The sequence below is a fragment of the Janthinobacterium sp. BJB446 genome (assembly GCF_002735655.1).
GTDB lineage: Bacteria > Pseudomonadota > Gammaproteobacteria > Burkholderiales > Burkholderiaceae_D > Janthinobacterium > Janthinobacterium lividum.
On sequence record NZ_PDZK01000006.1, the window covers coordinates 207,650 to 233,593 of the forward strand.

A 25,944-nucleotide genomic window follows, 5' to 3' on the forward strand; every position below is an offset into this window, starting at 1 on the left:
GGCGACATTCCCTTTTCATGTTCCGTTGCTGACCGATATCGCGAGGCGGCGCGCGGCACGCACGGGGCGGGCGGCAGGCACTGATTCGCGGCTTCCAGCAGCATTGACAGGGAACAAGGTCCGGGACTGCAAAAGGTCATGAAAATGTCATAATTGGCGAGATGCCATCGGCGTGCATCGCTAGCCAAACAGCACGATGCCTCCCGGCAGCCGCGTCACGCGCGCGCCATACGCATCCTGGATCAGGGCGATCACATCGTCGAGGCGGTCGAGCGAAAAACTCGCTTGCACGCGCGTGTGTTTCAAGGCCTCGCCATTGAGGATCAGCTTGCCGGGACGGTAGCGGTTCACCTCGTCCACCACCTCGGCCAGGGTGCTTTGCTTGAAGACCAGCAGGCGCTGGCGCCACGCGCTGACATCGCTCTTCGCCACCGCGCGCGCGATGCCGAAATGCTCGGGCCGGTAGCGCAGCTGCTGCCCGGCCGCCAGCTCCGCATCGTTGCCGGCCTGCGCCACGCGCAGGCGGCCCGCCAGGCAGGTCACGCACACTTCCTGGCCGAACAAGCGGATATTGAAGCGTGCGCTGCCGGCCGACACCGTGCCGTCGCCCGCCTGCACGCGCACCCTCGCCGCGCCGCGCAAGCCGGCCTGGAATTCCGCCTCGCCCGCCAGCAGCACCAGCGACGCGGCGCCATCCTGCAGCGGCGCCGCATCGAGGCGCGTCTGCGTATTCATCTGCACCAGCACACCGCCATCGAGCGCCACTTCGCGCTGCTCGCCCGTGCCGGTGGCGTAGTCGGCAGCGAGGCCCGCCACGGCCGGCCACAGGTCCGTGGGCGGGCGCAGCACCAGCAAGCCCAGCGAGGCAGCGACGGCGCCACCGAGCCAGGCGCGCCGCGCCACGTTCACGGGCGCCTGCGCCCGCTTGACGGCGCGCGCGGCCGGCGCCATGGCGCCCCACACGGCGCGCGCCTCGGCAAACGCGTTGGCATGCTTGCGGCTACGCGCGCACCAGTGGCGAAACACTTGCGCGTCGCGCTCGCTGACCTGGCCCGAGGCCAGGCGCACCACCCACGCCTGCGCTTCCTGTTCGATGACACCCATGTCGTCTTCCGCTTGTTCAGTCATGATGTTTAGACGTTTTTCCCGCCCCGGGACCGAAGCGCTGGATGAAATCGCGTCCCATGCGTTCGCAGCAATGTTCGAGTCCGGCGCGCAATTCCTTCTCCACCGTGCGGGCGGAAATGCCGAAGCGCTCGGCAATGTCACGGTGCGGCAACTGGTCGACGCGGGCGGCGATGACGATGGCGCGCCGGCGTTTCGGCAGCTCCTGCAAGGCCCGTTCCAGTTCCTCGAGCTCGGCGCGCGCGCTGAAGGTGCGGGCCGGGTCGGCCAATTCATCGGCCATCTCGTACAGATCGTCGATATCCGGCAAGCTGAGCAGGCGCGCATTGTCGCGGCGTTGATCTTCCGCAATGTTGATGGCGATGCGCATCAGGTAGGCGGATGGATAGCTGATCGCCTCGGGCGCGTTCATCCGCTCGACCCGCAAATACGTTTCATGCAGCGCGTCATTGGCCAGGTCTTCCGAGCCCAGGCGGCGTTGCAAATGGCGGCGAAACTGTCCATAGCGTTCCAGGAACAGCTTGCGCAAGGTGGCTTTCAGCAAGTCCGGCATGGTCAGGACACCCCGGACAGGAGGTAGGGCGCGCAATCGGCCCCTGGGTCGGGCCGCGGCGTCAGTAAAATCGTCAGCGGCTGCGGCAAGCCCGCCGGTGGCGCGCCATCGATCAGCAGGCTGCGCAGGCGCTGCAGCACGGCGCGGTCGCGCTGATCCACGCCGCTCGGTTCCAGCACATGCACGGCGCGCACCTTGCCCCGCTCGTCGAGCCACAGCTGGAACGCCAGGCGGTAGCGGCCAAACGCGTCCGGATGCAAACGGCACAGGGCGCGCGTGAGCGAGCGCTGCAGAACGGCCGCATAGCCTTGCAACGGCGGCGCGGCGGGAACGGCCTCGGCCGACACGGGCGCCGGCGCCACGGGGGCGTCCGCCAGCGCCAGCAAGGTAAACGCATTGCTGCCGCTGAAGCGCGCGCCCAGCTGCGTGCCGGCCAGCAGGCGCTGCAGCGCTTCTGCCGGCGTGTAGTCGCCGCGCACGGCCGCGGCCACGCGACCGGCCGCCAGCTGGCTGCTGACGAGCACGGAATACCCGGTCACTTCGCCAAACGCCACCAGCGCCGCATCGAGCGGCTGGGCGGGCAAGTCGAAGTGCAGGGTAGCGTGCGCGGCGGCATCAGCACCGTCCGCACCCGCAGCCGGTCGCACGAATGTCATGAATGTCATCAATGTCATCAGCAAGCAGGCGGACAGGGCATTGCCCTTTGCGGCGCGGCGGTGGGTTTGTGTCATTTTCCAGGGAAATCAACGAGAAAGCCTGCTCATGAAGTGTCTTGACTGCAATGTTGTCTGCAGAATGGCAAGATGGTAGCTTCATAAAATGACAACTGCATGACATGGCGCCAGCCCGCATCCTGGCCTGTGTCATCGCCGCGACATATGACCTTGCTATGCTGGGCGCTTCACCACCGCTCCGGGAGCCGCCATGGCACGCCTGTTCTTGCTGTTACTGCTGACCTGCGCCACCCTGTCCGCACAGGCGGACGAACACACCGTCGTCGTCAAGGCCGCCGCGCCGCAGAAGGGCTGCGTGGAAGTGGAAGCCAATGGCCAGCGCGCGCAATCGATGTCATGCTTGAATGAAAAATTATTGCCCAATAGCAACACACTGAACCGGCAGCCGCCCGCCCTGTCCGGCGCGGAAGCGATCGTGCAGCGCCCGTCGAACCAGCTGGGCCTGTACAACCGCGCCGCCCTCGAACACCGCATGGGCAATGCCTTTGGCAAGTCCGTCACGCCGCAGCGCCCAAGTCCCCCACCGCCCGCCAGCCCGCTGCTGCCGCCACGTTGACGCCGTTGTCAACGCACAGTCCATTTGCGCTGTCAAGATTGCGCAATCGCGCCGATTGCGTATCATTCCAGGCTTGATCGCTCTGGAAACAACCATGCTGCCCACTATCGAACAACGTCTTGCCCTTGAACTTGCCGCCAAACCGGTGCAGGTTGCCGCCGCCATCGAACTGCTCGACGAAGGCGCCACCGTGCCCTTCATCGCCCGTTACCGCAAGGAAGCGACCGGCGGCCTCGACGATATCCAGCTGCGCCTGCTCGAAGAGCGCTTGCGCTACCTGCGCGAGCTGGAAGAGCGGCGCGCCGCCATCGTGGCCTCGATCACGGAACAGAACAAGATGACGCCCGAATTGCTCGACGCCGTCATGCACGCGGAAGACAAGACGCGCCTGGAAGATTTGTATCTGCCCTACAAGCAAAAGCGCCGCACGAAGGCGCAGATCGCCATCGAAGCGGGCCTGATGCCGCTGGCCGACGGCTTGCTGGACAATCCCGAACTGACGCCGGAAATGGAAGCGGGCAAGTTCCTGCGCGACGCGTTTACGAGTGCCGACGGCAACAACCCGGGCGTGGCGGATACCAAGGCGGCCCTCGACGGCGCGCGCCAGATTTTGATGGAGCGTTTCGCCGAAGACGCAACGTTGCTGCAAACCTTGCGCGAATACGTGCAGGAACACGGCATCGTCGAATCGAAAGTGGTGGAAGGCAAGCAGGACGAAGGCGAAAAATTCGCCGATTATTTCGATTACTCGGAAACCATTTCCACGGTCCCCTCGCACCGCGCCCTGGCCCTGCTGCGCGGCCGCCGCGAAGGCATCCTCGACGTCACCCTGCGCCTGGATACGGAAGCGGAAAAACCGAAATGGGATGCGCCGCACAATCCGTGCGAAGGCCGCATCGCCGCCCGCTTCGGCATCAAGCAACAAGGCCGTCCGGCCGACAAATGGCTGGCCGACACGGCGCGCTGGACCTGGCGCGTGAAAAGCTTCATGCACCTGGAAACGGAACTGATGGGCGCCCTGCGCGAGCGCTCGGAACTCGACGCCATCAATGTCTTCGCCACCAATCTGAAAGCGCTGCTGCTGGCCGCGCCGGCCGGTCAGCGCGCCACCATGGGCCTCGATCCTGGCTTGCGCACGGGCGTCAAGGTCGCCGTCGTCGATGCCACCGGTAAAGTGGTCGACACGGCCGTGATCTATCCGCACCAGCCGAAGAACGACTGGGATGGCTCGCTGCATACGCTGGGCCGCCTGGCCGCCAAGCACAATGTGTCGCTGATTTCCATCGGCAACGGCACGGCCTCGCGCGAAACGGACAAGCTGGCGCAGGATTTGATCAAGCAGCATCCGGAAGCGAAGATGACGAAGATCGTCGTCTCGGAAGCGGGCGCTTCGGTGTATTCGGCGTCCGAATTCGCCTCGAAAGAGTTGCCGGACATGGATGTGTCCCTGCGCGGCGCCGTGTCGATTGCGCGCCGCCTGCAAGACCCGCTGGCCGAACTGGTCAAGATCGACCCGAAATCGATCGGCGTGGGCCAGTACCAGCATGACGTGAGTCAAAGCCAGCTGGCGCGTTCACTCGATGCCGTGGTGGAAGATTGCGTGAATGCCGTGGGCGTGGACGTGAACACGGCGTCGGCGCCGCTGCTGGCGCGCGTCTCCGGCCTGTCGGCCAGCGTGGCGCAAAGCATCGTCACCTACCGCGACATGAAGGGCGCGTTCACCTCGCGCGCAGCCTTGAAAGCCGTGCCGCGCCTGGGCGATAAAACGTTCGAGCAGGCCGCCGGCTTCTTGCGCGTGATGGGCGGCGACAATCCGCTGGACGCCTCGGCCGTCCACCCGGAATCGTACCCGCTGGTGGAAAAGATCCTGGCCGATATCAAGAAGGATATCAAGGCTGTCATCGGCGAAACGGCGCTGCTGAAAACCTTGAGCCCGGCAAAGTACGCGGATGAAACCTTCGGCGTGCCGACCATTTCCGACATCCTGAAGGAACTGGAAAAGCCGGGCCGCGACCCGCGTCCGGAGTTCACCACCGCCACCTTCAAGGAAGGCGTGGAAGAAATCCGCGACTTGCGCCCGGACATGATCCTCGAGGGCGTAGTCACCAACGTGGCCGCCTTTGGCGCCTTTGTCGATATCGGCGTGCACCAGGATGGCCTGGTGCACATCTCGGCCCTGTCGAACACCTTCGTCAAGGACCCGCACACGGTGGTCAAGGCTGGACAAGTCGTCCGCGTCAAGGTGCTGGAAGTCGATGAAAAGCGCAAGCGCATCGCGCTGACCATGCGCCTGACGGATAGCGCGCCGCAAGCGGGCAGCAAGCCCGAGCAAAAGGGCGACCGCAACGACCGCCGCAGCATGGCGCAGCATCAGTCGCAATCGCGCAACGCGCCCGAGCCGGCCGGCAGCATGGCCGCCGCGTTCGCCAAGCTGCGCGGTTAAGTCCATGGCCGCCGGGCATGACCTCGTCATCCTGGTGGTGGACGCCGCCAGCATGGAGGCGCAGCTGCTGCTCGATGAATTGTCGGATACGCTGCTGCGCATCAATGGCGACAGCGGCCGCTCTTCCTTCGATGCCGAAGCGGCAACCTTGCGCGGCGGCTTTTACCTGGCGCGCGATGGCGCTGGAGAACTGCTGGGCTGTGCCGCCCTGCGGCCGCTGGGCGAAGCGGACAGCACCATAGGCGAGCTCAAGCGTATGTATGCACGCCCTGGCGCCGCCGGCGTGGGCGCGGCCCTGCTGGCCCATGTAGAGGCGCAGGCGCGCCAGCATCACTACCATGCCCTGCACCTGTCCACCCGCGTGGCAAATGGCCGCGCCGTGGCGTTTTATGCCAAACACGGCTATGCACCCGTCATTGCCTGGGGCAAATACGTGGGCGCTGCACAATCGGTGTGCCTGGGCAAGACCTTATAAGCCTCAACGTGGCTGACTTGCCCGATTTATGACTTGAGCGCATACCCGTGCCGGCGTTTTCTTATAAAATGACGGCATCTATTTATTTACCCATCAGAGGCAGCTATGAGCGACGTACAAACCTGGATCAAAGAAACCGTGACGAGCACGCCAGTCGTGCTGTTCATGAAGGGCACGGCCCAGTTCCCGCAGTGCGGCTTTTCCGGCCGCGCCATCCAGATCCTGAAAGCATGCGGCGTGGAAAACATCGCCACCGTCAACGTGCTGGATGACCCGGAAGTACGCCAAGGCATCAAGGATTACTCGAACTGGCCTACCATTCCGCAGCTGTATGTCAAAGGCGAGTTCATCGGTGGTTCCGATATCATGAATGAAATGTTTGAATCGGGCGAACTGAAGTCCCTGCTGGATGCCTGATAGCCAGCTTGCGCGGCCGCGCCGTATCGTCGTGGCCATCACGGGCGCCACGGGCGCCGTGTATGGCTTGCGGCTGCTGCAATTGCTCGGCGCCATCCCCGGCGTCGAGACGCATCTGGTCTTGTCCGATGCAGCCGTACTAACCTTGCACCAGGAAACAGGCGTGGGGCGCAAGGAAATCGAAGCGCAAGCGCACGTGGTGCACAAACTGCGCGACATCGGCGCAAGCATCGCCAGCGGCTCGTTTCAATCGGATGGCATGGTCATCGCACCGTGCTCGATGAAGACCCTGGCGGCCGTGGCCCATGGCTTGTCGGATAATTTGATCACGCGGGCAGCCGATGTGGTGCTCAAGGAGCGCCGCCGCCTGATCCTGATGGTGCGCGAAACGCCGTTCAACCTGGCGCACCTGCGCAATATGACAGCCGTGACCGAAATGGGCGGCATCATCTTCCCGCCCTTACCGAGCTTTTATCACCACCCGCAGAGCATTGCGGAAATGGTCGACCATACGGTGGCGCGCGTCATCGACTTGCTCGGCATCGAGCACAGCCTGGCACCGCGGTGGAATGGTCTTAAAGCGTCAGAAACCTGACATCACCAACGCAATCAACTTATAAGCGGGGAAACCCCTACCAAGTCACGATGCCTGACAAAAGCGTAGCGAGCGGAAGGAAGAGCTAGTCGAGAAGCGCAACCGTACTCTAGTACGGTGAGCATCGCAGGCTAGCTATGCCGACGCGCAGTAGCTTTGGTCAAGCATCCACCACTAGCGTTTTTCGAATTGCGTGGCACTTGCCTGCTTCAAATCCCTGGCTTCTTCAACCATCCTGCGGTGGGCGATCCGTTTGCGCATCACTTCCGCATGTTGCGCGGCAGTCATGGGGGGCACGGTCATCAAGTCCTTCAGCTGCGCGGTATTGCTGTAGTTACTTTTCATAAGACGGCTCAAATGCTCGGCTCCGTAGTGGATGAACTGGCTGCTTCTGATGTGATTATGCGCTGGTATTGGCCGCTGCGCCGCCGCGAGCGGGATTATTGTTAAATAATTCCGCTGCAGCGCAACATGCGAGGTCTTATTGTGCGGCAAAATCATGTCTCCAGTATGACGTTGCGCAAATAAAAGGACAGGGAGAGCACCGTCAGCGAAAGGCGGACGGCGCCGGCCGGGGGTGGCCTGAATGCTTACTTTTGGTAGTTGACTCTGACCAGCATGCGAATAAATTCTCGCGCGATTTGACGATGATGTTCATCTAATCTTTGCAAATCGGCAATTAATTTCACATCGGCGGACTCAAAACGCGACAAAGCGCTGCCCGCTTCGCCATTCGGCGTGGCGCTTTCCGGACCACCAAAACGCAACCATTCCGCTGGAACGCCCAACCATTGGGCAATCATGCGCAATTTCTCTTGCGTCGGAATTGCTTCACCTACTAACCATTTCCTAGCTGCATGCACGGTAATCGGGCGCCCGTCGAAACGGATATTGAATTCCCGGGCCAGTCTGGTCGGGCTGTCTGGAGAATAATGGGCGTTTTTGAGAGCCAACTGAAGTCGCTGGCTGAAGCTTTCGCGTTCGTTAGAAGAATTCATAGGTGTACTATTTCATGTTGTAACATGAAAGTCAGTTTCTTGAATGACCATACAGATTGTTACATTTGAAAAGAGTATAAATTAACAATTAACACTCCAGCCGGGCTTTTCAGGTGAAAAAGTGGGCCAAATTTTCTCTTGCGATTCTGCGTGGCTTCGGGTCAAATTCGCGGCTAGCCTTGATTTTCGCACTGCAGCACGATTCAAAGCCTCGGTTTGGCATTACAACGTACGGTATCGGATAATGCCCTTCTCTACCGATACACGCAATGCCCATGTCATACAATTTCTTGTAGACAAAGTTTTCAGAAGGGCCATTTTGTTTCCAACATGGAAACGATATGAACGACGTACTCATAGTGAAACGTTGTTTTTTGATCGTGCCGGCTGGAAAGAATCTGTGCCTGAAAATTTTACTGCCATCGCAGCGAAAAGAATGTCGCTGTTATGCCAGGAAAGCTCTTTTTGGTGTCATCTTGGCCACCAACTCTCGATCTTAAGCGCGTTTGCGCAAGAAGAATCAATTTATTTTCAGTAATTGTTGCCTTATTCGCCAAATCCCCCCAATCACGCCTTTCTTTGTTGCAGCACGGGCAGGGCACGCTACAATAGTATTGACGTTGACGTAAACGGCACTTTGCCACCCATTACCCTGCAGCACCCATCCAGCGACCGACCACCCATGCAACCGACACCGCCCGCAGCAATGACGACCTATACCATTACCGAACTGGCGCGGGAATTCGACATCACGGCGCGCGCCATCCGTTTCTATGAAGACCAGGGCTTGCTCAGCCCGAAACGCGAAGGCGCCGGCGGCCGCAGCCGCGTCTATACGCCGCGCGACCGCACCCGCTTGAAACTGACCCTGCGCGGCAAGCGCCTGGGCCTGGCGTTGTCGGAAATCAAGAGCCTGGTCGACATGTACGAGTCGCCGAAGGACACGCGCGCGCAGATGGACCGCTTCCTGGGCGTGCTGGCGCAGCACCGGCAGACGCTGGAGCAGCAGCGCATCGATATCGAAATGGCGCTGGCGGAAATCAGCGCGCATGAAGACGCTTGCGCGCGCATGCTGGCGGACTTGAGCCTTGATAAGGCGCAAACAAACTAGGTATCCATGCGGCGGCGCTTGCCGCGCAGCGCTTTACGCGTATCGCTTTACGTTTACGTAAACGTCACAACTGAGTATCATAGCTTCACTGACCCGGCATCCATGACCGCCACACTTATAACGACGACGAGGACGACATGCTCCATCTCCCAGGCTTGACCTTTGACCACGGCGACGACATCGCCTCCCTGCGCGAAGCGATCCAACAATTTGCCGCCGCCGAAATCGCGCCGCGCGCGGCCGAAATCGACCGCACGGACCAGTTCCCCATGGACCTGTGGCGCAAGATGGGCGACATGGGCTTGCTCGGCATCACCGTCAGCGAAGAATACGGCGGCGCCGGCATGGGCTACCTGGCGCACATCATCGCCATGGAAGAGATCTCGCGCGCCTCGGCCTCCGTCGGCCTGTCCTACGGCGCCCACTCGAACCTGTGCGTCAACCAGATCAAGCGCAACGGCACGGCCGAGCAAAAAGCCAAATACCTGCCGAAACTGATCACGGGCGAGCACATCGGCGCCCTGGCCATGTCGGAGCCGAATGCGGGCTCGGACGTCGTCAGCATGAAGCTGCGCGCCGACTTCAAAGGCGACCGCTGGGTCTTGAACGGCACCAAGATGTGGATCACCAACGGCCCCGACGCGGACGTGCTGGTGGTGTACGCGAAAAACGACCTGGAAGCGGGTCCGCGCGGCATGACGGCGTTCCTGATCGAAAAGAATTTCAAGGGCTTTTCCATCGCGCAAAAACTCGACAAGCTGGGCATGCGCGGCTCGCACACGGGCGAACTGGTATTCCAGGATTGCGAAGTACCGGCCGAAAACGTGCTGGGCGGCCTGGGCAAGGGCGTCAACGTGCTGATGTCGGGCCTCGACTTCGAGCGCACCGTGCTGTCCGGCGGTCCGCTGGGCATCATGCAGGCTTGCATGGACTTGGTCGTGCCTTACGTGCATGATCGCAAGCAATTCGGCCAGCCCATCGGCGAATTCCAATTGATGCAGGGCAAACTGGCCGATATGTATTCGACCATGATGGCGTGCAAGGCCTATGTGTATGCAGTGGGCCAGGCTTGCGACCGCGCCACCACGCCGGAAGCCGTGCGCCAGCTGCGCAAGGATGCGGCCGGCGCCATTCTGTATAGTGCGGAGAAGGCAACCTGGATGGCAGGCGAAGCGATCCAGGCCCTGGGCGGCAACGGCTACATCAATGAGTATCCGGCCGGCCGCCTGTGGCGCGATGCCAAGCTGTATGAAATCGGCGCCGGGACCAGCGAAATCCGCCGCATGCTGATAGGCCGCGAACTGTTTGCGGAAACCAAGTAAGTACGGGCGCGCGATTATCGACTGGGTGATGAGCTATTCATGCGAGCACAGATATGACGCACATTGCCTTCCCCAAATTGCTCTCTTCCCAGATTGCATTCGATATCGCGCGCACCATCCGCGACGGCTTCGACAAGCATTACCGTTTGTTCCGCGAAACCAGCCAGCACGCCAAGCAGTATTTCGAGCAGGGCGCCTGGGCCGCGGCGCAGACGGCGGCCCGCGAACGTATCGACTTTTATGACAAGCGCGTGCAGGAATGCGTGCAGATGCTCGAAGACGAGTACGAAGAGTCGGAGTTGAGCGATGAAGTGTGGCGCGAACTCAAGCTGCACTACATCGGCATGCTGACGGAACACAAGCAGCCGGAACTGGCGGAAACCTTCTTCAATTCCGTCTGCTGCAACATCCTGCACCGCACGTATTTCAATAACGACTATATTTTCGTGCGCCCCGTCGTGTCCACGGAATACATCGAAACGCAAGACCCGGCCCCCACCTACCGCGTGTATTACCCCGGCCAGGATGGCTTGCGCCACACCCTGACGCGCATGGTGACGGACTTCCAGTTGGGCTGCGCATTTGCCAACCTGGAGCGTGATGTGGCCCAGGTGGAAGCGCGGTTGCAGCAATTGTTTGGCGGCGACCGGCTGGAGCCGAACCACCAGATCCAAGTCTTGACCAGTTTGTTCTACCGCAACAAGGGCGCCTACCTGGTCGGCAAGGGCATCAACGGCAACCGCGAATACCCATTTGTCGTGCCGATCCTGCACAACCGTCACGGCAAGCTGGTGCTCGATACGGTGTTGTTCGAGCACCAGCAGATCGCCGTGCTGTTTTCGTTTACGCGTGCCTATTTCCTGGTCGATATGGAAGTGCCATCGGCCTATGTGCAATTCCTGCGCAGCTTGCTCCCGCGCAAGCCGCGCAGCGAAATTTATACGATACTGGGCCTGCAAAAACAGGGCAAGACGCTGTTTTACCGCGACTACCTGCAGCATTTGAAACACTCGTCGGACCACTTTGAAAGCGCGCCCGGCATCCGCGGCCTGGTGATGCTGGTGTTTGCCCTGCCGTCGTTTCCGTATGTCTTCAAGGTCATCAAGGATTTCTTCCCGCCGCCCAAGGAAACCACGCGCGCGCAAGTCCAGCAAAAGTATTTGCTGGTGAAACACCACGACAGGGTGGGCCGCATGGCCGACACGCTCGAGTATTCCAACGTAGCCTTTCCCCGCGCCCGTTTTGCCGAGGAATTGCTGGCCGAGCTGAAACAGTTCGCCCCCTCGCTGATCGAAGAAGACCAGGAGCAGATCATCATCCGCCACCTGTACATCGAGCGGCGCATGGTGCCGCTGAACATGTGGCTGAGCAATGCCGAGAAGGAAGGCCGCGATGATTTGGTCGAACACGCCATCGTCGAGTACGGCAACGCCATCAAGGAATTGGTAGCGGCAAATATTTTCCCGGGCGACATGCTGTATAAAAACTTTGGCGTGACCCGTCATCAGCGTGTCGTTTTTTACGATTACGATGAAATCGAGTACATCACCGATTGCCAGTTCCGCGTCATCCCAGAAGCGCGCACGGAGGAGGAAGAAATGTCGGCCGAACCGTGGTATCCCATCGGCAAGAACGATGTGTTTCCCGAACAATTCGGCACCTTCCTGCTGGGCAATCCCCGCATCCGCACCTATTTCATGCAGCACCATGCCGACCTGCTGACGGCGCAATATTGGCAGGCGCGCAAGCAGCGCATCGAAGACGGCCATATCGAGGACGTCTTCCCTTATCCGCAGCACCTGCGTTTTTGTATGCAGTCACCATCCCCACCCTTAACCGGAGATCCAACATGAATGATCCAGTCGTAATCGTCGGTGCCGCGCGCACCCCCATGGGCGCCTTCCAGGGCGACTTTGCCAACGTCACCGCCAGCGACCTGGGCGCCGTGGCCATCCGCGCCGCCGTCGAACGGGCCGGCGTGGCGCCGGATGCCGTTGAACACGTGTATTTCGGCAATTGCCTGATGGCTGGCCAGGGCCAGGCGCCCGCGCGCCAAGCCTTGCGCAAGGCCGGCTTGCCCGATTCCACGGGCGCCGTGACCCTGTCGAAAATGTGCGGCTCGGCCATGCAGACGACCATGTTCGCGCATGACACCTTGCTCGCCGGCAGCGCCGACGTGGTGGTGGCGGGCGGCATGGAATCGATGACCAACGCCCCCTACCTGGTGCCAAAGGCGCGCGGCGGCTACCGCATCGGCCACGGCATGATCTATGACCACATGATGATGGATGGCCTGGAAGACGCCTACAGCCGCGATGAAAAGGGCAATGCGCGCTCGATGGGCACGTTTGCAGAAGAGTGCGCCAGCCAGTACCAGTTCACGCGCGAAGCGCAGGATGCGTTTGCCATCGAATCCGTCAAACGCGCGCAAGCGGCCACCAAGGATGGCAGTTTCGAATGGGAAATCGCGCCCGTGACCGTGTCCGGCCGTGGCGGCGACACCGTCGTCAGCATCGATGAAGGCCCGCAAAAAGCCCGTCTGGAAAAAATCCCGACCTTGAAAGCGGCGTTCAAGAAAGACGGCACCATCACGGCCGCCTCATCTTCGTCGATCAACGATGGCGCGGCAGCCCTGGTGCTGATGCGCGAATCGACGGCGAAAAAACTCGGCTGCACCGTCATCGCGAAAATCCACGGCCACGCCACGCATGCGCAGGCGCCGAACGAATTCACCACGGCCCCCATCGGCGCGGTGAAAAAGCTGTACGCCAAAACGGGCTGGAGCAGCAGCAATGTCGACTTGTTCGAGATCAATGAAGCGTTCGCGGCCGTACCGATGGCCGCCATGCACGACCTCGACATTCCGCACAGCAAGATCAACATCCACGGCGGCGCGTGCGCGCTGGGCCACCCAATCGGCGCCTCGGGCGCACGCATCATCGTCACCCTGCTGGGCGCCTTGAAAAAAACCGGCGGCAAACGCGGCGTGGCAGCCCTGTGCATCGGCGGCGGCGAAGCGACGGCGATGGCGATCGAACTGGTATAAGCTCTTCCTGAGCACGGGCGCGCACCGCAGTTCACGGTGCGCGCCCTTTCATTTTATTTTCAGGGAGAAAACATATGCCTACCGCATTGATCATCGGCGCCTCGCGCGGCATCGGCCACGAGCTCGTCCGTCAATACCGCCACGATGGCTGGCGTGTCATCGCCACGGCCCGCACACCGGACGCCTGCGACGCCCTCGCGCAACTGGGCGCGGAAGCGCACCAGCTGGACGTGACGGACGTGGAAGGCTGTGCCGGCCTGGGCTGGAAGCTCGACGATGAAAAGCTCGACGTGGCCATCCTCAACGCGGGCGTGTACGGCCCCCGCCACGACGGTTTCCCCGCGCAAGCCGATTTCGACCTCGTCATGCACACGAACGTGCTGGCGGCCATGCGGCTGCTGCCGATCCTGGCGCCGCTGGTGGCCAACGCGAAAGGCAAGCTGGCCGTGCTGTCCTCGCACATGGGCTCCCTGAGCGAGCGGGGCAATCCCAGCGGTTCGCTGTACCGCGCCAGCAAGGCGGCCCTGAATTCCGTGCTGATCGACACTGCCCTCGTGCATGGCCCGCAAGGCGTCAGCTGCGTGGCTTTCCACCCGGGCTGGGTACGTACGGACATGGGCGGCGCCGGCGCCGATATTTCACCCGAACAAAGCGCTGCCGGCATCCGCGCCACCCTGGCCAGCCTGCCAGCCACGGACAAGGCCGTATTCCGCAACTACGATGGCAAGCCCATCGGCTGGTAATTCCCGCATCCACTATAAAAAATACGAGACGACGTCCCATGATACTCAATGAAGAACAGACCATGATCCAGGAAGCGCTACGCAGTTTTTCGCGCGAGCGCTTGGTGCCCAACGCGGCCCGCTGGGACAAGGAACATCATTTCCCGAAAGAAGAATTGCAGGAACTGGCCGCGCTGGGCGCCTTTGGCGTGGCCGTGCCGGAAGCGCTCGGTGGCGCCGGCCTCGACTACGTGTCGCTGGCCCTGGTGCTGGAAGAAATCGCCGCCGGCGATGGCGGCACGTCGACCATCATTTCAGTGAATAATTGTCCCGTGTGCAGCATCGCCATGATGTACGCCAACGATGCGCAAAAGGAACAATGGCTGCGTCCACTGGCGCAAGGCGCCATGCTGGGGGCATTTTGCCTGACGGAACCGCACACCGGCAGCGACGCCTCGGCCCTGCGCACGACGGCCACGCTTGACGGCAATGAATACGTGATCAACGGCACCAAGCAATTCATTACCAGCGGAAAATATGCGGACGTGGCCATCGTCATGGCCGTCACCGACAAGGCTGCCGGCAAGCGCGGCATCAGCGCCTTCTGGGTGCCGACGAACACGCCCGGCTACATCGTGGCGGGACTGGAACAGAAGATGGGCCAGCATTCGTCGGACACGGCGCAGATCCTGTTCGACAACTGCCGCATCCCGGCGGAAAATCTGATCGGCGAAGAGGGACAAGGCTACAAGATCGCCCTGTCCGGCCTGGAAGGCGGACGCATCGGCATCGCTTCGCAAGCCGTGGGCATGGCGCGCGCCGCCTATGAAGCGGCCCTGAGCTATGCGCGCGAGCGCGAGAGTTTCGGCAAGCCCATCTATGAGCACCAGGCCGTGCAATTCCGTCTGGCCGACATGGCCACGCAAATTGAAGCGGCGCGCCAGCTGATCCGCCACGCGGCGGCCATGAAGGATGCGGGCTTGCCGTGTTTAAAAGAAGCGGCCATGGCCAAGCTGTTTGCGTCGGAAATGGCGGAAAAAGTGTGCTCGGACGCCATCCAGGTGCACGGCGGCTACGGCTATGTGTCCGACTTCCCCGTCGAGCGCATCTACCGCGACGTGCGCGTGTGCCAGATTTATGAGGGGACCAGCGATATTCAGAAGATTTTGATTGCGCGAGCTTTGTAAAGCTGAGGACGATTAACCCCAGGCAAAGGCTGGGGTCAGACCCCCACATGCGTTGGCGCGGAGCTTTACGTTAGCGGTGTCGAGGGTCTGACCCCATACGCCAACGATGGACGAAAAAAAGCCCGCTAAAACGCGGGCTTGTTCCAATGTATTACCAATGCTTTAATCGTGTCATGGACGCCAGTGCTATCTGCAAAGTGCCTCCTGATTTTCGGACTCCCATGCTATCTGCATGGTGACTCCAAGTGTAAAATCGACCATCGTATCCGGAATTACAAAATCCATTTCTTCGCACTGTCACGCCATCGACATTACACCTGTCGGTCGCCGCGCTGAAACTGGATGGTGAGATGATTTGCTGCCAAATCTCAATCACTGAACGGAGTATAACACAGCTTTTTGTGCAGTGCAATAATGAATTGAAGCCATACCTTAAATCAGGTCCTTAGCGCCAACGGTTTGTCCTCTTGCCCGCCGCGGGCCACTCTTTCGTATTCGGAAATCACTTGCGCGCCCAGCAGCAACAGGGTGGCGCCGATTTCCAGGCTGAACATGACGACGATGGCCGTCGTCATCGAGCCATACACGATGTTGACCTGCGACAAGGTGGAAAAATACCAGACCAGCACGTGGCGCGCGATTTCCCACAAGAGGGCCGCCGTCACGCCGCCGATCAGCGCATGCGTGATCGACAGGCGCCCCACCGGCATGACCAGGTAAATCGAGCTGAGCACCAGGATTTCACCCGCCAGCCCCAGCAGATACAGCAGCACGCCGGACACCCCTTCCAGGCCCCAGTCATGGCGCAGGAAGCGCACGCTTTCCTCGCCCATCACCTGCAAGCCGCCCGCCACCAGGGTGATCAGCAAGATGCCGACGCCCAGACACAGGATGTAGCAGTACGGCAGCACGGCGGAAATGAGGAAATGGCGGCGGCGGATGGCCACGCGGTGAATGAAAATCACGCTCATGGCGTTTTCCAGCACGGTAAACGCCAGCGAGCTGAAGAACAGCATGGTCAGCAGCAAGAGCCAGCCGATCACGCCCCGGTTGTCGAGAAAATGCGCAATCTCGCCCACGATGGCTTTCGATTGCCCCGGCACCAGCCATTCCAGGTAATGGCCTATGGTTTGCAGCAATTCGTCCTGCGCGATCACGTGCGACAGGGCCACCACCACCAGCATCAGCAGGGGCACGATGGAGAGCAGCGAGTAATACGCGACGGCGCCCGCCAGCAGCAGGCCCTGGTTGGCGCGGAAACCCTTCAGCACCTGCAGCGTGAAGGCCAGCGGGTGGCTGAGGATGTAGGTACTGGCGTGGCGGTTGATCATGTCGGGTGCGGTGAAGAAGGCGGCGCGGCCTCGTGCCGCGCCTGCAATCACACTAGCATACTGACAATCGCCCCGCTGCACCGTACGCTAGCAGACGGCCGGCTCCAACAAGGTCAGGGTTTGCCGGTCCGCATCCAGGGTCGCCAATATGCCCATCGGTATCGTGAACTGGTGGCGGATGTGGCCAAACGAATAGCCGCTGACAGCCGGCACGCGTAAAGGCTGCAAATGCTGGTCCAGGGTGGCATCGAGGGTCAGCGCGGTGTCGCCCTCGGCCGCCTCGCAATGCTCGAAAATACCCAGCATCAAGGCCGCAGCCTTGTTGAAGCCCACGGACAGGTCGAGCTGGCACAGCATCCTGTCGATGCGGTAGGGCACTTCGTTGATTTCTTCGAGGAACAAAATATGCTTGCGGAAATCGGCCGCATACGGCGTGCCCGCCAGCGCGCTGACCATGCACAGGTTGCCCCCCGTCAAGCGCCCCGTCGCCTGGCCGCCGTGCACGGTGCGGATGGCGAAGTTGGCGTGCGTCTGCGCGCGGCGGTGATTGTCCAGCGCCATCGGGATCGTATAGCTGTCTTGCGGCGTCATCAGCACGTTTTGCAGCTGCGTCACCGTGTAATCGGAAAATGTGGACGAGGCCACGGGGCCGTGGAACGTCACCAGGCCCGTCTGGCGGCCGATGGCCAGGTGCAGGGCCGTGATGTCGGAATAGCCGATCAGCACTTTCGGATTCGCGCGGATCAAGGCATAGTCGAGCAGCGCCAGCAGCGAAATGCAGCCGGAGCCGCCGCGGATGGCCCACACGGCCTTGACTTCCGGATCGCGAAACGCCGCGTGCAGGTCGTCCAGGCGCTGCTGCACCGTGCCCGCATAGTTGCCGTGCACGGCGCGAATATTCGCGCCCAGGCTGGCGCGCAGCCCCAGCGATTCGATATTGCGTACGGCCTTGGCGATGGCGTCCTCATCCGTAAAACCGCCCGGTGCGATGATGGCGACCAGGTCGCCGTCGCGCAGGCGCGCCGGCTTGATCAATGCGTGTTGCTGTTGCATGCGTTTGCCCTTCCCTTGCGCGGCCGCCGCCCACGCCGGTGTGCCTGCCGCCCCCAGGGTGGCGGCCAGCAAGCCGCCGAAGCGGCGCCGGCTGAGATTGGTCTGACTGGACATGCGGCCCTTTCCTGGAATAAAAAACGGCGACGCCAGGCGCCGCCGCACGAGATTAGCATGCCGGCAGGATCACCGCCGGCATGGCCGCCTTACATGAACTTGTATTTCAGCTGGAACGACAGCGAACGGCCACGCGGGTCGGCTACGCGCGGGTCCCAGCCGGCGCCCACCACTTCATCCACGTTGTGCGCGGTGAACGGCGGATCGCGGTCGAACAGGTTCTGGATACCCACGGTAATCGTCGTATTTTTGAAGCCCGTGTACGTGCCCGACAAGTTATACGTGGTGTAGCTGGACACATCCGGCTTGAAGCCTGGCGGCGGCGTACCCTTGCCGCCATTCGGCACCTGATCCTTGTAGCCCGACGAAAAACTCTGGATCAGCAAGCCGCTCCAGTCGCCGCGCGACACGCCGAAGCTGGCGTTGTGTTTCCAGCGCAGGTACAGGTCGCGCGTATAAAACTTGCCGACCAGCTCCTGGTATTCCTGGCCTTGATATTCCGCGAACTTGAAGCTGTCCATATACGTGCCGTCCAGGGTCGCCGTCCATTTCGCGTCCTGGATCTTGCCCTCGCCGCGCAAGCCCACGTCGAGGCCGCGCACGCGGCTGCCTGCCGCATTGATCCAGCCCGCCTGCACATACTCGATGGTGCCGTCCGGATTGCGGTGGATGTACTGGTTCAGTGCCTGGTAGTTGGTCAGCACGATTTGCGGCGTGCGGTTCAGGATGCGATCCTTGGTATTGATGGCCCAGTAGTCGAACGAGGCCGAATATCCCTTGAATGGCTCGATGACAAAACCGACGCTGCCCTGCTTCGACGTTTCCGGCTTCAGGTTCGTGTTGCCACCCGTCTTGTAGTCGAGGCGGTCGATGGCGCAGTACTCGGGCACGCCCGGATGCTTGGCGCAGCCTTCCTGGTCGATCACGCCGTTCGGCAATTCCTGGCTCAGCGAACCGGAGTACAGCTGCTGGAAGCTTGGCGCGAGGAAACCCTTGCTGGCCGAACCACGGAACAGCAGGAAATCCGTTGGCTGGTAACGGAAAGCCACTTTCGGATTTGTCGTCGCGCCCACCAGGCTGTAATCATCGCGGCGGATGGCCAGCTGCATTTCCAGGTCCTTCGTGACCGGCACCAGCAATTCGGCATACACGGCCTTGACGGTACGGCTGGCATCTTTTAATGCGGCATTGCCTGGCGCCAGCAGGATCTGGATGGCGTCGACATCTTGCCCGAAGCTGTAACCTTCGCGGCGCAAGTCAAAACCGGCTGCCATGGCCAGCGCACCGGCCGGCAGCTGGAACAGCTCGCCCGAAACGGAACCGTCGATCTGCGTCAGGGTTGTCTTGCCATGTTGGAAGTCGCCACGGAACTTGGTCGATTCGATCAATTGCTTGGCCGCTTCCGTCTGGCTCTGACCGGCGCCCACCCACGGATTGATGATGCCCGTCGCCAATGCCGCGTACAGCTTGTCCGTATAGGAATAGCCATCCGTCAGCTTGGTCTTGGTACTGCTTTCAGCGCGCGAAATGCCAGCCTTGTAATCCCACTTGCCGAAGTTCCCCTCGAAGCCCACCAGCACGCGGGCATTGTCGGTGGTGTTTTCCTGCGTGCGGTTGCCCACGTCATTGGCGCGCCATTTGTAGGAAATCGGCTTGGTCTTGTCGAACGAGGGGATGTAGGCCGACAGGTCCTGGTAGTACGCGCCACCGACCGGATACAGATTCTTGTTGGCGACAGTCGCCTGCACCTGCATCGGCGTCAAGATGGCCGTGGCCTTGGTGCGCGAACCGAGCACCTCAACGAACATGCGGTGGTCGGGCGCCAGCTGGAACGTACCGCGCGACAACAGATTGGCCCGTTCGACGGGGAATTGCAGCACATAGTCGGCGCCATAGTCGTAGGCGCAGGAATATTTGGTGCGCAGCGGCGAGGTCACGTCTTTCCACAGCTCCGTCTGGTACTGCGACATGCCGGCGATGCTGTCGCACTTGCCCTGGAAGCTCAGGGGATTGGCTTGCAGGTATTTATTCGCATCGCCAGGCAGCTGGAAAGAGGCGCCCAGCGCCGTGCCGGCACCCGCCATCTGGTTGGCGAACGGCGTGCCCGTGGTGTCGGGCGACAGGCCGCGGCCCGGCTGGAAGCCGTTGACGAAGGAGCGGTCGCTGCCGTTCAGGCGCTGCGCCTTGTCGACGGTCAGGCTGGCCATGATGTTGTAGCCGTCGCTTTCCAGCGAGCCCGTGCCGGCCAGCAGCGAGGCGCGGCGCGTGGCGCCGCCGCCTGCCTGCGTGTCGTTGGTGGAGACGGACGCTTCCACGCCACTGTAATTGGTTTTCAGAATGAAGTTGATCACGCCGCCGATGGCGTCCGTGCCGTAGATGGCTGAGGCGCCATCCTTGAGAATTTCCACGCGCGAGATCGCGCCCAGCGGTATCGAGTTCAGGTCGACCGACTTGCCGCTGGCGCCATGCGTGGCGATGCGGCGGCCGTTCAACAGCACCAGGGTGCTCGATGGTCCCAGGCCGCGCAGCGAGGCGAACGAGGCGCCGCCGCTGACCCTGTCGGCATCCGCGCCAAACACGTTATTGCCCGAAGTCATGTTATCGGCGCCCGTGCCATTCGCCGACAGGGTACGCACCAGTTGCTCGGTCGTCGTGATGCCCTGCTTTTCGATCTGTTCAAACGAAATGACTTGCACAGGCAGCGCGCCTTCCTTGGCGACGCGTTTGATGCTGCTGCCCGTGACTTCGACCCGTTGCATTGCTGGTGCCCCCGCTTCCTGTGCCATCACCGGCCCCACCACCCCCATCAATGCCACCAATTGCGCTAGCTTCTTCAATTTCACGGGTCTCTCCTTTATTTGGGCAATCGAAACTTGAGTTCTCAAGTCAGGCTGTTTTTTTCACGTCGCAACTGTCTGTCTCGCAGTACATTTTTTTATGACATTTGCGCATGACTTTATTTGTTTTCATTTTCAGAGTAGCGCGATGCATCCGGGCCCAGCCAATGAAAAATGCTTTCCTAACCATAACTTTTTGGAATGAATGCCCTTTTCAGTGACATGGTCACTTGCCTGCGGGGCTAGCCCTGCTTTTATCCACGTCCAGATAGCGCCAGGACGTGAATTCCACAGGGTGGCGCCTGTAGTTTTTTAGCCACGGTTGTTGCAGGTCGGCAGAAATGGGATGCGTCAGCAACACCCACGGCGTGTAGGCGTGGATCAGCTGAAACAGGTCGAAGTACAGACTGCGTCGGCGCGGCGTATCGGATAGCAGGCGCGCCTCCTCATAGCGTTTATTGTAATCGGGCAAATTGAAGCGGGCATAGTTGGCGCGGCCAACGTTGCCACCATACAACAATTGCATAAAGTTATCGCCATCGGGGAAGTCGGCGATCCAGTTGGTTTCGAACATCTGCACCTTGCCAAGGCGCGACGCCTTGATGATTTCCGTCTTCTTGTCGCTTTTAAATTCCACGCGCAGGCCGATGGCGTTCAGGTTGCGGCGCCACAATTCGTCGCGCAAGCGTCCCACCGTGCTCGGTTCCGTGTGCATGGTGAGCAGCAAGGGTGTGCCGTCCGGCTGGGTGCGGAAACCATCGGGACCCGCCTTGTAGCCGAAGCGGTCCAGCAGGGCGCGCGCCAGCACGGGATCGTAGGCGACGGGGCTGCGGTATTGCTTGTCGTAACCGAGCACATTCGGCGGCAACGGCGACTGGGCCGGCAAGGCCAGGCCTTTTTTGAGCAAGGCGATGTCTTCGCGGCTGTTATAGCTGAGGGCGATGGCGCGCCGCAGGGCCAGCTTGTCCTTGCTCGTGCCGCCCAGCACGGGATCGTCCATATTCATCCACATGTAATACGTCTGCAGCACGGGAAAGCGCGTCAGCTGCAGACCCTTGGCAAGCAATGCCGGTTTCAGCGCGCCATTTTCCAGCACCATGTCCGTCATCGATTCCGGTACTTGTTCCAGGTAATCGAATTCGCCTTTCAGGAAACCCAGCATGCGCGATTGATATTCCTCGACGATGCGCACCTCGATGCGCTCGACCAGCGGTAATTGCTTGCCTTCCAGCGCGGTGGCGATGGCACGCGCCTCCAGCGGCAAGGCGGCCAGCGCCTTGGCCTGCGTATGGAACACGGTGGCACGGAAAGTCGGGTTGGCTTGCAGCACAATCTTGTCGCTGCGTTTCCATTCCTTCACCAGGAACGGCCCCGTGCCGACGGGGTGATTACCGATCTGCCCTGCCGCCGGGTACGCTTCAGCCACTTCGCGCGCCACCACCGCTGTCGCCGGCATCGCCAGGTAAAACAGGAAGTTCGGATCGACGCCGTTCAGGCGGATGCGCAGGGTGTATTTGTCCAGCGCCTGCAAGCCGGCGATCGGCGTGTCATAGCTGAATTTTGTTTTCAGGGCCGCATCGCCCACCAGCTTGTCTTCCAGCAAGAACAACCACGGCGACTTCAGGCTGGGGTCATACAGCCGCGTCAGGCTGTACACATAATCCTGCGCCGTCACTTCGCGCGGCTGGCCCTTGAAGGCGGGATCGGGTGTAAAGAAAATGCCGGGCTGCAAGTGGAAGGTGTATGTGCGTCCGCCATCTTCCACCGTCGGCAAGCCGCGCGCCGTGTTGCCCTGCAGCTGCACCGGGCGCGCCAGATAGTCGTAGCGCAAGAGCGGGTCGAAAATGTTTTCCATCAAGTTCAGGCTGGCCAGGTCCGATGCCACGGCCGGGTCCAGGCCCGTCTCGCTGGTGCTCAAAAACAAGTGCAGGGTCTTGCCGGCGCGGGCGGCATCGGCGGCGGCATCGGCCGGCACCGTGAAAAGCGTCAACAGGGCCAGGCCGGCGGCGCAGGCGGTTTTGCGTAAAAACATCATCAGTGATCCAGTGCAGACAAAGGTAACGTACAGCGCTAAGCGACAGGCATCCCCCACACTACGCGGGCAAGTTACGGGACGCCAATGAAAACAGGCTGCCAGCTTATAACTTTTTGGCATGCGATTGCTGCATTCTTTCATCAACTCGTATCGGGCTGCCCCTATACTTTGTTTGCAGACATTTTTCACTCCCGACACACAGAACTGATCGCATATGGCACTTAATTACATCTGGTCCGGCTTTTTCCTCGTTGGCTTCCTGGCCGCAGTGCTGCAGTGGCTGTTTCTCGGCGATACCGATATCTTCAAGCGCATCATCGATGGCACCTTCGAGACGGCGCGCATGGGCGTGATGGATATCGCCCTGCCGCTGGCCGGCGTGATGACCTTATGGCTCGGCATCATGAACATCGGCGAAAAGGCGGGCATCGTCGGCTGGCTGGCCAAAGTGATTGCACCCTTCTTTTCGCGCATCTTCCCGGAAATTCCGAAAGACCACCCGGCCACGGGCCACATGGTGATGAATTTCTCGGCCAACCTGCTGGGCCTGGACAATGCGGCCACGCCGTTCGGTTTAAAGGCCATGGAAAGCCTGCAAACCTTGAACCCGAACAAGGAAGAGGCGACGAATGCGCAAATCATGTTTTTGGTACTGCACACCTCGGGCCTGACCCTGATTCCGCTGGCCATCATGGCGCAGCGCTCCATCCTCGGCGCGGCAGACCCGTCCGACATCTTTATCCCCTGCATGATCGCCACCTATGTGGCCACCATGGTCGGCATCATCACGGTCTCCATCAAGCAACGCATCAACTTGCTCAACCGGGTCGTGCTGGGCTGGATGGGCGGCATGACGAGCGCTATCGTCGCCATGATCTGGTACTTTACGCAATACCTGACGAAACAGGAAATCGAGCTGGTATCCAAAGTGGTCAGCAACCTGGTATTGATCAGCGTGATTGCCATATTTATTATTGGCGCGCTGCGCAAGAAGGTGAACGTGTACGACGCCTTCATCGAAGGAGCAAAAGGCGGCATCCAGACCTCGATCACCGTGATTCCCTACCTGGTCGGCATGCTGGTGGCCATCAGCGTGATCCGCAATGCGGGCGTGTTCAATTTCCTGATGAGCGGCATGAACTGGTTCTTCGCCAACCTGGGTATCAATACGGACTTCGTGCCCGCCTTGCCGACGGCCATGATGAAGCCGCTCAGCGGCTCCGGCTCGAAGGCCATGATGATCGATGCCATGAATACCTACGGTGTCGACTCCTTCGTCGGCCGCCTGGCCTGCGTCTTCCAGGGCTCGGCCGACACCACCTTCTATATCGTGGCCCTGTACTTCGGCTCGGTGGGCATCCGCAAGACGCGCTATGCCATCACGGCCGGCCTGATCGCGGATCTGGCTGGCGTGATTACCGCCGTCTTCGTTGCCTACGTCTTTTTCCACTAAGGAGCACCATGTTACGTCCTGTTCTGATGGCTGCGCTGTTGGCGGGTCTTGGCCTGTCGACTGCCCACGCGCAATTGCCCGAATCCGTCAGCCTGCTGCTGCGCAGCGCAAATATTCCGGAAGACGCCATGGGCGCCATCGTCTTGCGCGGCAACGCCACCGTACTGTCGCATGGCGCCGAACGCAGCATGCAGCCCGCGTCCACCATGAAACTGGTAACGACGGCCGTAGGCCTGGAGCAGCTGGGTCCCATCTTTCGCGGCCGCACGGAGTTGCGCACCAGCGCCGATGTCATCAATGGCGTGCTGAAGGGCGACTTGATCCTGCGCGGCGGCGCCGACACGGATTTCAATGCGGACGTACTCGCACACATGCTGCAAACCCTGCGCAACCAGGGTATCGTGAAAATCAAGGGTGATTTGATCCTCGACCGCCAGCTGTTCCAGCCGGCCCGGCCCGATATCGGCGCAGCACCGTTCGACGAATCCGCCGAATTTCGCTACAACGTCATTCCCGATGCATTATTGCTGAACACCAATCTGCTCGATATCAACATGAACTCGACGGAGCGGCAATTGAGCATCCTGATGCAGCCGCCGCTCGAAAATGTCAGCATCACGAGCGACATGAAACTGGTCAAGGGCAGTTGCGCCAGATGGGAAGACGGCTGGCGCCCGCCCGAATACCGGCGCGATGCGGGCGGCAAGCTGCAGGTGATTCTGCACGGCACCTTCCCGCAAAATTGCAGCAAGGCCACCAGCATCAACGTGCTCGACCGCAACGATTATGCGGATCGTTTGTTCCGTGCCACCTGGAAACGCCTGGGCGGCACGATCACGGGCACGGTGCGCGAAGCGCCGGCAACAGGCTTGCCGCCAACGGCCGAACCCATCGGCACGCGCATGCTGGCCGACCACGTGGCGCGCGCCTTGCCCGAGGTCTTGCGCGATATCAACAAGACCTCCGACAACACCCTGGCCCGTACCTTGTTCCTGAGCCTGGGCAGTTTGCAAAGCGATGGCTGGTTAGGCAGTCGCCCCGTCGCCATGGCGGCGCCGGAAGACACGGCCAGCCGGGCACGGCAAGTCATCCAGGAATGGTTCCAGCGGCACAATATCGATACCCAAGGCATGCTGGTCGACAACGGTTCCGGCTTGTCGCGCACGGGACGCATTGCGCCAGCACAAATGGCCGGCGTCTTGCAGGCGATGCAGCAAAGTCCGTGGGCGCCCGAGTTCCAGTCCAGCCTGCCCATCGTGGCGCTGGACGGCACCATGCGCAAGCGCCTGTTGAACAGCCCGGCCGCCGCGCGGGCCCGCATCAAGACGGGAACGTTGAAGAATGTCGTCGCCATCGCCGGCTATGTGCCCGACGCCAACAACCAGCTGTGCGTGGTGGTCGCCATGATCAATAGCGACCTGGTGGGCAATGGCAATGGCCGCGCAGCGGTCGATGCGCTGATTGAATGGGTCGCCAGGAGCGGCGCCACGCCGGTAGTGAGCGGCCAATAAAACCAAGAAGAAGGCAGCGCGCAGCGCTGCCTTTTTTTACGCCTGCTGAACCGCCGGGGTCAGACCCTCCACACCGCCAACGCCAGATTCGACGCCAACGCAAGAGGGGGTCTGACCCCAGCCTGCGTTTGGGGTTCGCCATCACAAACCGCCAGACGAAAAAAAACCCGACCATTTCTGATCGGGTTTTTCTCTACTACGAATAACAAGCCTGACGATAACCTACTTTCACACTGGTTGCAGCACTATCATCGGCGCAAAGTTGTTTCACGGTCCTGTTCGGGATGGGAAGGGGTGGGACCAACTTGCTATGGTCATCAGGCATA

The 25,944-nt window shown here is 61.0% G+C and carries 22 protein-coding genes and 1 rRNA gene; 13 read left to right on the top strand and 10 right to left on the bottom strand.

Annotation, left to right across the window (positions count from 1 at the left end):
- Positions 1-180: 180 nt before the first annotated feature.
- Genes CSQ92_RS26205 through CSQ92_RS26215 form a run of 3 tightly spaced genes read right to left on the bottom strand, consistent with a single transcriptional unit; the run spans position 181 to position 2,334 of the window.
- Entirely contained in the window at positions 181-1,128 is a 948-nt protein-coding gene (locus CSQ92_RS26205; protein ID WP_099390106.1) for a FecR family protein, read from the bottom strand.
- Positions 1,121-1,678 carry an RNA polymerase sigma factor gene (locus CSQ92_RS26210; protein ID WP_070260704.1) on the bottom strand — a complete coding sequence of 186 codons (558 nt, stop codon included), beginning with the start codon at positions 1,676-1,678 and terminating at the stop codon, positions 1,121-1,123. The genes CSQ92_RS26205 and CSQ92_RS26210 overlap by 8 nt, the downstream gene beginning before the upstream one ends.
- A gap of 2 nt (positions 1,679-1,680) precedes the next feature.
- A complete protein-coding gene (locus CSQ92_RS26215) occupies positions 1,681-2,334 on the bottom strand; it encodes a secretin and TonB N-terminal domain-containing protein (protein ID WP_180277114.1) in 654 nt (217 codons plus the stop codon).
- 268 nt (positions 2,335-2,602) lie between these two features.
- On the opposite strand from CSQ92_RS26215, the gene CSQ92_RS26220 reads away from it, so the two are divergent.
- From CSQ92_RS26220 to CSQ92_RS26240, 5 genes are all read left to right on the top strand, one after another.
- The gene (locus CSQ92_RS26220; protein ID WP_099395796.1) at positions 2,603-2,968 is read left to right on the top strand and encodes a hypothetical protein; all 366 of its coding nucleotides are present in this window, start codon (positions 2,603-2,605) and stop codon (positions 2,966-2,968) included.
- A 94-nt stretch (positions 2,969-3,062) separates the two neighbouring features.
- Entirely contained in the window at positions 3,063-5,411 is a 2,349-nt protein-coding gene (locus CSQ92_RS26225) for a Tex family protein (RefSeq protein ID WP_034780972.1), read from the top strand.
- 4 nt (positions 5,412-5,415) lie between these two features.
- Positions 5,416-5,886: a GNAT family N-acetyltransferase gene (locus CSQ92_RS26230; protein ID WP_099395797.1), complete on the top strand. Its 471-nt coding sequence runs from the start codon at positions 5,416-5,418 to the stop codon at positions 5,884-5,886.
- Between the two features lie 105 nt (positions 5,887-5,991).
- Positions 5,992-6,303, top strand: coding sequence for a Grx4 family monothiol glutaredoxin (gene grxD / locus CSQ92_RS26235; protein ID WP_010402157.1), 312 nt, complete (start codon positions 5,992-5,994; stop codon positions 6,301-6,303).
- A complete protein-coding gene (locus CSQ92_RS26240; protein WP_034780976.1) occupies positions 6,296-6,898 on the top strand; it encodes a UbiX family flavin prenyltransferase in 603 nt (200 codons plus the stop codon). Before grxD ends, CSQ92_RS26240 begins: the two co-directional genes overlap by 8 nt.
- 174 nt (positions 6,899-7,072) lie before the next feature.
- On the opposite strand, the gene CSQ92_RS28910 is transcribed toward CSQ92_RS26240, so the two are convergent.
- Positions 7,073-7,399 carry a hypothetical protein gene (locus tag CSQ92_RS28910; protein ID WP_034780978.1) on the bottom strand — a complete coding sequence of 109 codons (327 nt, stop codon included), beginning with the start codon at positions 7,397-7,399 and terminating at the stop codon, positions 7,073-7,075.
- A gap of 89 nt (positions 7,400-7,488) precedes the next feature.
- Positions 7,489-7,896, bottom strand: a complete 408-nt coding sequence (locus tag CSQ92_RS26245; protein WP_034753756.1) for a hypothetical protein — start codon at positions 7,894-7,896, stop codon at positions 7,489-7,491.
- Positions 7,897-8,602: 706 nt separating this feature from the next.
- On the opposite strand from CSQ92_RS26245, the gene CSQ92_RS26250 reads away from it, so the two are divergent.
- The 6 genes from CSQ92_RS26250 to CSQ92_RS26275 all read left to right on the top strand — a co-directional run bounded on the left by CSQ92_RS26250 (position 8,603) and on the right by CSQ92_RS26275 (position 15,284).
- Positions 8,603-9,007, top strand: coding sequence for a MerR family transcriptional regulator (locus tag CSQ92_RS26250; RefSeq protein ID WP_034780980.1), 405 nt, complete (start codon positions 8,603-8,605; stop codon positions 9,005-9,007).
- A gap of 137 nt (positions 9,008-9,144) precedes the next feature.
- Positions 9,145-10,329 carry an isovaleryl-CoA dehydrogenase gene (locus CSQ92_RS26255; protein ID WP_070260712.1) on the top strand — a complete coding sequence of 395 codons (1,185 nt, stop codon included), beginning with the start codon at positions 9,145-9,147 and terminating at the stop codon, positions 10,327-10,329.
- A gap of 53 nt (positions 10,330-10,382) precedes the next feature.
- On the top strand, positions 10,383-12,182 hold the full coding sequence (gene aceK / locus CSQ92_RS26260; protein WP_099395798.1) for a bifunctional isocitrate dehydrogenase kinase/phosphatase: 1,800 nt from the start codon (positions 10,383-10,385) through the stop codon (positions 12,180-12,182).
- Positions 12,179-13,375: an acetyl-CoA C-acyltransferase gene (locus CSQ92_RS26265; protein WP_099395799.1), complete on the top strand. Its 1,197-nt coding sequence runs from the start codon at positions 12,179-12,181 to the stop codon at positions 13,373-13,375. Before aceK ends, CSQ92_RS26265 begins: the two co-directional genes overlap by 4 nt.
- A 74-nt stretch (positions 13,376-13,449) precedes the next feature.
- Positions 13,450-14,118 (top strand): SDR family oxidoreductase, encoded by a 669-nt coding sequence (locus tag CSQ92_RS26270; protein WP_070260718.1) that lies wholly within the window; start codon positions 13,450-13,452, stop codon positions 14,116-14,118.
- Between the two features lie 38 nt (positions 14,119-14,156).
- Entirely contained in the window at positions 14,157-15,284 is a 1,128-nt protein-coding gene (locus tag CSQ92_RS26275) for an acyl-CoA dehydrogenase family protein (RefSeq protein ID WP_099395800.1), read from the top strand.
- Positions 15,285-15,721: 437 nt separating this feature from the next.
- Here the strand turns inward: CSQ92_RS26275 and CSQ92_RS26280 are convergent, their stop codons facing one another.
- The 4 genes from CSQ92_RS26280 to CSQ92_RS26295 form a co-directional block, all read right to left on the bottom strand.
- Positions 15,722-16,615, bottom strand: a complete 894-nt coding sequence (locus CSQ92_RS26280) for a YihY/virulence factor BrkB family protein (RefSeq protein WP_099395801.1) — start codon at positions 16,613-16,615, stop codon at positions 15,722-15,724.
- An 87-nt stretch (positions 16,616-16,702) separates the two neighbouring features.
- Positions 16,703-17,782, bottom strand: a complete 1,080-nt coding sequence (locus tag CSQ92_RS26285; RefSeq protein ID WP_099395802.1) for a S66 peptidase family protein — start codon at positions 17,780-17,782, stop codon at positions 16,703-16,705.
- A gap of 89 nt (positions 17,783-17,871) precedes the next feature.
- Positions 17,872-20,625 carry a TonB-dependent receptor gene (locus tag CSQ92_RS26290; protein ID WP_257219361.1) on the bottom strand — a complete coding sequence of 918 codons (2,754 nt, stop codon included), beginning with the start codon at positions 20,623-20,625 and terminating at the stop codon, positions 17,872-17,874.
- Between the two features lie 220 nt (positions 20,626-20,845).
- The gene (locus CSQ92_RS26295; RefSeq protein WP_099395816.1) at positions 20,846-22,651 is read right to left on the bottom strand and encodes an ABC transporter substrate-binding protein; all 1,806 of its coding nucleotides are present in this window, start codon (positions 22,649-22,651) and stop codon (positions 20,846-20,848) included.
- Between the two features lie 217 nt (positions 22,652-22,868).
- On the opposite strand from CSQ92_RS26295, the gene CSQ92_RS26300 reads away from it, so the two are divergent.
- Complete coding sequence (locus tag CSQ92_RS26300; RefSeq protein ID WP_034753725.1) at positions 22,869-24,107, top strand: nucleoside recognition domain-containing protein; 1,239 nt, start codon at positions 22,869-22,871, stop codon at positions 24,105-24,107.
- 8 nt (positions 24,108-24,115) lie between these two features.
- Positions 24,116-25,618: a D-alanyl-D-alanine carboxypeptidase/D-alanyl-D-alanine endopeptidase gene (gene dacB, locus CSQ92_RS26305; protein WP_099395803.1), complete on the top strand. Its 1,503-nt coding sequence runs from the start codon at positions 24,116-24,118 to the stop codon at positions 25,616-25,618.
- Positions 25,619-25,827: 209 nt separating this feature from the next.
- Here dacB and rrf read toward each other — a convergent pair.
- A 5S ribosomal RNA gene (gene rrf, locus CSQ92_RS26310) occupies positions 25,828-25,940 on the bottom strand.
- Positions 25,941-25,944: the final 4 nt, after the last annotated feature.

Excerpts from the sequence above, each read along its gene's own strand:
- CSQ92_RS26280 (WP_099395801.1), bottom strand. The coding sequence starts at position 16,615 with ATGATCAACCGCCACGCCAGTACCTACATCCTCAGCCACCCGCTGGCC.
- CSQ92_RS26230 (WP_099395797.1), top strand. The coding sequence starts at position 5,416 with ATGGCCGCCGGGCATGACCTCGTCATCCTGGTGGTGGACGCCGCCAGC.
- grxD (WP_010402157.1), top strand. The coding sequence starts at position 5,992 with ATGAGCGACGTACAAACCTGGATCAAAGAAACCGTGACGAGCACGCCA.
- CSQ92_RS26225 (WP_034780972.1), top strand. The coding sequence starts at position 3,063 with ATGCTGCCCACTATCGAACAACGTCTTGCCCTTGAACTTGCCGCCAAA.
- CSQ92_RS26250 (WP_034780980.1), top strand. The coding sequence starts at position 8,603 with ATGACGACCTATACCATTACCGAACTGGCGCGGGAATTCGACATCACG.
- CSQ92_RS26210 (WP_070260704.1), bottom strand. The coding sequence starts at position 1,678 with ATGCCGGACTTGCTGAAAGCCACCTTGCGCAAGCTGTTCCTGGAACGC.
- dacB (WP_099395803.1), top strand. The coding sequence starts at position 24,116 with ATGTTACGTCCTGTTCTGATGGCTGCGCTGTTGGCGGGTCTTGGCCTG.
- aceK (WP_099395798.1), top strand. The coding sequence starts at position 10,383 with ATGACGCACATTGCCTTCCCCAAATTGCTCTCTTCCCAGATTGCATTC.
- CSQ92_RS26275 (WP_099395800.1), top strand. The coding sequence starts at position 14,157 with ATGATACTCAATGAAGAACAGACCATGATCCAGGAAGCGCTACGCAGT.
- CSQ92_RS26265 (WP_099395799.1), top strand. The coding sequence starts at position 12,179 with ATGAATGATCCAGTCGTAATCGTCGGTGCCGCGCGCACCCCCATGGGC.
- CSQ92_RS26300 (WP_034753725.1), top strand. The coding sequence starts at position 22,869 with ATGGCACTTAATTACATCTGGTCCGGCTTTTTCCTCGTTGGCTTCCTG.
- CSQ92_RS28910 (WP_034780978.1), bottom strand. The coding sequence starts at position 7,399 with ATGATTTTGCCGCACAATAAGACCTCGCATGTTGCGCTGCAGCGGAAT.
- CSQ92_RS26270 (WP_070260718.1), top strand. The coding sequence starts at position 13,450 with ATGCCTACCGCATTGATCATCGGCGCCTCGCGCGGCATCGGCCACGAG.
- CSQ92_RS26220 (WP_099395796.1), top strand. The coding sequence starts at position 2,603 with ATGGCACGCCTGTTCTTGCTGTTACTGCTGACCTGCGCCACCCTGTCC.
- CSQ92_RS26255 (WP_070260712.1), top strand. The coding sequence starts at position 9,145 with ATGCTCCATCTCCCAGGCTTGACCTTTGACCACGGCGACGACATCGCC.
- CSQ92_RS26240 (WP_034780976.1), top strand. The coding sequence starts at position 6,296 with ATGCCTGATAGCCAGCTTGCGCGGCCGCGCCGTATCGTCGTGGCCATC.
- CSQ92_RS26245 (WP_034753756.1), bottom strand. The coding sequence starts at position 7,896 with ATGAATTCTTCTAACGAACGCGAAAGCTTCAGCCAGCGACTTCAGTTG.
- CSQ92_RS26205 (WP_099390106.1), bottom strand. The coding sequence starts at position 1,128 with ATGACTGAACAAGCGGAAGACGACATGGGTGTCATCGAACAGGAAGCG.
- CSQ92_RS26295 (WP_099395816.1), bottom strand. The coding sequence starts at position 22,651 with ATGTTTTTACGCAAAACCGCCTGCGCCGCCGGCCTGGCCCTGTTGACG.
- CSQ92_RS26285 (WP_099395802.1), bottom strand. The coding sequence starts at position 17,782 with ATGTCCAGTCAGACCAATCTCAGCCGGCGCCGCTTCGGCGGCTTGCTG.
- CSQ92_RS26215 (WP_180277114.1), bottom strand. The coding sequence starts at position 2,334 with ATGACATTCGTGCGACCGGCTGCGGGTGCGGACGGTGCTGATGCCGCC.